Below are 5,702 nucleotides of genomic sequence, written 5' to 3'. Positions count from 1 at the left end.
CAGGGCGAGAGCGTGAACATATTGTTAAATTGACTTCAATTCAGCCAGCCCTGAATCCAATACCTTTTCCAGATATGGGCTGCTCATGCCCGCAAATTGCTGCTTCTTCCGCAAGCTTGCCTTACGGCTGGTTTCGGCTCGCAGCATGTTTTGCGCCATGTGTCGTGCACAGGCCAATATTTGAGGGGCATCACCTCGATATATCTGGCAGGCATCCTCATTCATCACGACATCCAGAACCCAGTGCAGGCTATTTTCAATTGCCCAGTGCCCTCGTACCGCTGAAGCAAACTGCTCTGGTGTCAGTTCAGCCGAGCTGATGTAGTAGCGATACTCCATCGAAAATTTTTCCATATTTTCAATTCGATAGGATATTGCGACACCGACAGTCTTCAGCGATTTCCACTCTGGAAATTGCTCTGATAGTGCTCCGGCTGGTAACACATGGTACTCGCGGCCATCGATGCGACCGTGCTCTTTCTCGACACTGAGCGTTTCTTCACTCAGCGGCTTCTTGGTCGACTCGGCCAGAGCTGCGCGTACTGCATTATGCAGTGTGGGCTGGTTACCTTTTACCGCCAGCAAGTAGTCGCCACCGCCCTTGACTATGGTTGAGGCTATTCCAGTCTGGCAGCCCATGGCATCGATGGATACCAGGCAGCCTTTTATATCGAGGAGTGCCAGTAATTCAGGAATGGCGGTGATTTCGTTAGATTTCTCATCTGTTTTGACTTGCCCGAGCACCAGACGATTCTCAGCGGCAAAGGCACTGACCATATGAATGGTAGACTGACGACTGTCTCGGTCGTAAGAGCTGCGTAAGGTCTTGCCGTCAATGGCAATCAGCTCACCATCGGTACGTTCTGATGTTGCTTGCATCCAGCGGACGAAGGCGTTCTGGAATTGCTCCGGTTGAATACGGGAGATGATCCTGGCTATGGTGTCGTGAACAGGTAATCCGTTATGAAACAATCCATTACGCTGAAACCATTCCAGATGTGCCTCGCCGAAAAGCTCGATATCTTCCCAACCTTGAGCTCCACCAATAGCAGCACAGACGGTGAGAAAAACCACATCGAAGAAGGGGTACGCGATTTTGGTTGTCTGACGAGGGTCTTCAAGTTCGGAGAAGAATTGGGTAAATGCCGCTTGATGGTTCATGACGAAACTCCCGTAAAAGAGAGTATAAGATCACACCCTGTTCGGTCGGTCAAATCCTCGTGCCCTGCTTAAAAAACGTTCGCGATCTTGCCCTGATTGACTCGGCAAGAGAGCCACAATGCAAAACTGGGAAAGGGGGCAGAAATAGCCCCCTTGGGGAATAAAGCGGATTAGTCATGGATTAAAACAACAATCATTTTTGCAACAAACGCTGGAATAAAGTGCGTTTGTCGGTGGTTTTGAAACCGATTCACTCATATTTGCTAACCTGCACAGCCAAAACGGCCCTACTATCTGATGGCGAAGTGCAATTAACCACTTGATAAATGTGGTTTATTACCCTGCGTTAACAACTCTCTCGTCTTTCCCTTTGATGCACATTCCGATAACATCAGTCAAACAAGGATTGTGAAATAAAATTTCTTTTGTTCTTTTGTTACACATGATCCAGATCAAGTTTTTCTGAGTCAGCCCCGCTCTATAATCGACTCAGAAAGCGATTTAGTAAGGCATGTGAAAAAGCTGTTGCAACGATACCGTCTTGACAGGGCGACTATAATTGCCGGGCATTGCCAACGTCTTACTAAACAGTTTTCAAATAATCAGGAGATAAACATGGCAGTAACCAATTTGGCTGAACTGGATGCACTGGTCGCCCGCGTTAAGGAAGCCCAGCGTGAATTCGCCAGCTTCTCTCAAGAGCAGGTAGACAAGATCTTCCGTGCCGCCGCCCTGGCCGCCAACAACGCCCGTATCCCCCTGGCCCAGATGGCCGTGGAAGAATCCGGTATGGGTATCATCGAAGACAAGGTTATCAAGAACCACTTCGCCTCCGAATACATCTACAACAAGTACAAAGACGAGAAGACCTGCGGCATTCTGAGCGAAGATGATCAGATGGGTACCATCACCATCGCCGAGCCGGTAGGTATCATCTGTGGTATCGTTCCGACCACCAACCCGACCTCCACTGCGATCTTCAAATCCATGATCGCGCTCAAGACCCGCAACGCCATCATCTTCTCCCCGCACCCCCGTGCCAAGAACTCCACCAATACCGCTGCCAAGCTGGTACTGGATGCAGCTGTTGCCGCCGGTGCACCGAAAGACATCATCGGCTGGATCGACCAACCGTCTGTTGAGCTCTCCAACGCCCTGATGAAGCACGAAGACATCAACCTGATCCTGGCCACCGGTGGCCCGGGCATGGTGAAAGCAGCCTACTCCTCCGGTAAGCCTGCTATCGGTGTGGGTGCCGGTAACGTACCTATCGTTATCGACGAAACCGCCGACGTGAAGCGTGCCGTTGCCTCCATCCTGATGTCCAAGACTTTCGATAACGGCGTGGTCTGTGCTTCCGAGCAGGCAGTCATCGTTGTTGATGCCATCTACGACCAGGTTAAAGAGCGCTTTGCATCCCACAAGGGCCACGTGCTCTCCAAAGAAGATGCTGACAAGGTACGTAAAGTCATCCTGATCAACGGTGCCCTGAACGCCAACATCGTTGGTCAGCCAGCCACCAAGATTGCCGAGATGGCAGGCGTGACTGTACCGGCTGATACCAAGATCCTGATCGGTGAAGGCGTCAAGCTGTGTGCAGAAGATGAGTTTGCTCACGAAAAATTGTCCCCGCTGCTCGGTATGTTCCGTGCAAGCAGCTTCGAAAACGCCGTTGATATGGCCTGTGACATGGTCAACATCGGTGGTATCGGCCACACCTCAGGTCTGTACACCGACCAGGACCGCAACGCTGACCGCATCAAGTACTTCGGCGACAAGATGAAGACCGCGCGTATCCTGATCAACACTCCGTCTACCCAAGGCGGTATCGGTGACCTGTACAACTTCGCAATGGCTCCGTCCCTGACCCTGGGTTGCGGCTCCTGGAGCGGTAACTCCATCTCCGAAAACGTGGGTCCGAAGCACCTGATCAACAAGAAGACAGTCGCAAAACGGGCAGAAAACATGCTGTGGCACAAACTTCCGAAATCCATCTACTTCCGTCGTGGTTCCCTGCCGATCGCTCTGAGCGACCTGGAAGGTAAAAAGCGTGCCATGGTCGTAACTGACCGCTTCCTGTTCAACAACGGCTACGCCGATGAACTGGTCAGCCTGCTGAAAGCACAGAATATGGAAGTGGAAGTGTTCTACGAAGTAGAAGCTGACCCGACCCTGGCTGTGGTTCGCAAGGGTGCCGAGATGGCCAACTCCTTCAAACCGGACGTTATCCTGGCGCTGGGCGGTGGTTCACCGATGGATGCAGCCAAGATCATGTGGGTGATGTACGAGCACCCGAACACTGCGTTCGAAGATCTGGCCATGCGCTTCATGGATATCCGCAAGCGTATCTACAAGTTCCCGAAAATGGGCGTGAAGGCCGAACTGGTCTGTATCACCACCACTTCCGGTACCGGCTCTGAAGTCACTCCGTTTGCAGTAGTAACCGATGAAGTGTCTGGTCAGAAGTATCCGCTGGCTGACTACGAGCTGACCCCGAACATGGCCATCGTTGATGCCAACCTGGTCATGGGCATGCCGAAGTCCCTGTGTGCCTTCGGTGGTATCGATGCCGTGACTCACGCCATGGAAGCCTATGTTTCCGTACTGGCTAACGAGTACTCCGACGGCCAGGCGCTGCAAGCCCTGAAAATGCTGAAAGAGTACCTGCCGTCCAGCTACCAGAACGGTGCCAACGACCCGATCGCTCGTGAGAAGGTGCACAATGCTGCCACCATCGCCGGTATCGCGTTCGCCAACGCCTTCCTGGGTGTGTGCCACTCCATGGCTCACAAACTGGGTGCCGAGTTCCACATTCCGCACGGTCTGGCTAACGCCCTGCTGATCAGCAACGTCATCCGCTACAACGCGAACGACAACCCGACCAAGCAGACTGCGTTCTCCCAGTACGACCGTCCACAGGCTCGTCGTCGTTACGCCGAAGTCGCTGACCACCTGGGTCTGACTGCTGCCGGTGACCGCACTGCAGCCAAGATCGAGAAGCTGCTGACCTGGCTGGACGAGCTGAAGGCTACCCTGGGTATCCCGGCCTCTATCCGCGAAGCTGGCGTGACTGAAGCTGACTTCCTGGCCAAGGTTGACCAGCTGGCTATCGAAGCTTTCGATGACCAGTGCACCGGTGCCAACCCGCGCTACCCGCTGATCAGCGAGCTGAAGCAGGTTCTGCTGGACTCCTACTACGGTCGTCCGTTCACCGAAGCCGCTCAGGTAACTGCTGCCCCGGTTGAAGCCAAGGTTGAAGGCAAGAAGAAATCCAAGGCCTGATAACCGGTCCTGAGATAACAAGCCCGCGCACTGCGCGGGCTTTTTTTATCTGCCACTTGCCACTAATCACAGCCATCATCTCCCTGCCGATTGCGCTAAATAGCTGTTCCGAATAGTAGATCACCGGAGGAAGGGAACTCAGTCCAGTTTGTGCGATCTGATTAGTCGCCAAACAAAACAAGCCACACCCAAAGGACTGAGTTGATGCCTATCCTACCACCTCTGCCACGACCACAACGGCGCCGCATTCACAAAATCATCCATGCCACCCGTGATAAAGGACATGCTCGTCGCTTGATGGCCATCTTGCTGTTACATGAAGGACGCACGATCACCGATGTTCATCACCTTACCGGCGCTGCGCGCTCGACCATCGGTCGTTGGCTTCGGTGGTATCGAGATGAAGGCATAGATGCGCTAGAAGCCTTACCGGCTGGCCGTGCCCCAGTCTTACCTATCGCCAAGATTGTCACCTTACTGGTGCTGCTCATGCAGTTTTCTCCGCAAGATTTTGGTTATCAGCGCAGCCGTTGGTGTACTGAACTATTGGCTATAAAAATCAATCGGTTAACAGGGCTCAATGTGGCAGCCTCCACGCTCCGCCGATGGTTACCTCGTATGGGCATTGTCTGGCGCAGGCCCGTGCCGACCTTGCGGATAAAAGACCCAGCCTATCAGGAAAAAATGGCGAATATCGACGCCGCGCTGGCCCGCTGTGATGCCGATAATCCGGTGTTTTATGAGGATGAAGTCGATATAGACCTCAATCCCAAATTAGGAGCCGACTGGATGTTCAGAGCGCAGCAAAAGCGGGTTGTCACACCGGGGCAGAATGCCAAGCATTATCTGGCAGGCGTTCTCCACGCAGGCAACGGAAGGGTACTTTACGTCAGCGGGATCAAGAAAAACTCATCGCTGTTTATTGCCATGCTGGAAAAGCTGCGCCACCACTACCGACGAGCCAAAACCATCACGTTGATCCTCGATAACTACATCATTCACAAAAGCAAACAGACCGAGCGATGGTTGAAGAAGAATCCCAAGTTCTGCCTGGTATTCCAGCCAGTTTACAGTCCTTGGGTTAATCACATCGAACGGCTGTGGCACAAGTTACATGAAACCATCACGCGCAATCATCAATGCAGAGGGATGGCAAACCTGCTGGCCCGAGTGAAACACTTCATGGATACCGTGTCTCCTTTCCCGGGGAATGGCTATGGCACAGCGAAGGTGTAGCACTATTGGGATCAGTTATTTAG

General features: G+C 52.9%; 3 protein-coding genes. 2 read left to right on the top strand and 1 reads right to left on the bottom strand.

The annotated features are described in order from the left end of the window. Positions 1 to 24: 24 nt before the first annotated feature. A complete protein-coding gene (locus AB5Y90_RS03395; RefSeq protein ID WP_024943479.1) occupies positions 25 to 1,161 on the bottom strand; it encodes an ISAs1 family transposase in 1,137 nt (378 codons plus the stop codon). A gap of 615 nt (positions 1,162 to 1,776) precedes the next feature. Here AB5Y90_RS03395 and adhE point away from each other — a divergent pair. Together adhE and AB5Y90_RS03385 are read left to right on the top strand one after the other, a co-directional pair. Next, positions 1,777 to 4,443 carry a bifunctional acetaldehyde-CoA/alcohol dehydrogenase gene (gene adhE, locus AB5Y90_RS03390; RefSeq protein WP_307896508.1) on the top strand — a complete coding sequence of 889 codons (2,667 nt, stop codon included), beginning with the start codon at positions 1,777 to 1,779 and terminating at the stop codon, positions 4,441 to 4,443. A gap of 204 nt (positions 4,444 to 4,647) precedes the next feature. Then, complete coding sequence (locus AB5Y90_RS03385; protein ID WP_001809438.1) at positions 4,648 to 5,679, top strand: IS630-like element ISAhy2 family transposase; 1,032 nt, start codon at positions 4,648 to 4,650, stop codon at positions 5,677 to 5,679. The last annotated feature ends 23 nt before the right edge of the window (positions 5,680 to 5,702 follow it).

The sequence above is a fragment of the Aeromonas sp. R4-1 genome (assembly GCF_040908325.1).
GTDB classification, from domain to species: domain Bacteria; phylum Pseudomonadota; class Gammaproteobacteria; order Enterobacterales; family Aeromonadaceae; genus Aeromonas; species Aeromonas veronii.
This window is presented reverse-complemented; position numbering and strand designations above follow the sequence as displayed.

What these genes read in the sequence shown, in the direction of transcription:
- AB5Y90_RS03395 (WP_024943479.1), bottom strand. Translation starts at nt 1,161, where the DNA reads ATGAACCATCAAGCGGCATTTACCCAATTCTTCTCCGAACTTGAAGAC.
- adhE (WP_307896508.1), top strand. Translation starts at nt 1,777, where the DNA reads ATGGCAGTAACCAATTTGGCTGAACTGGATGCACTGGTCGCCCGCGTT.
- AB5Y90_RS03385 (WP_001809438.1), top strand. Translation starts at nt 4,648, where the DNA reads ATGCCTATCCTACCACCTCTGCCACGACCACAACGGCGCCGCATTCAC.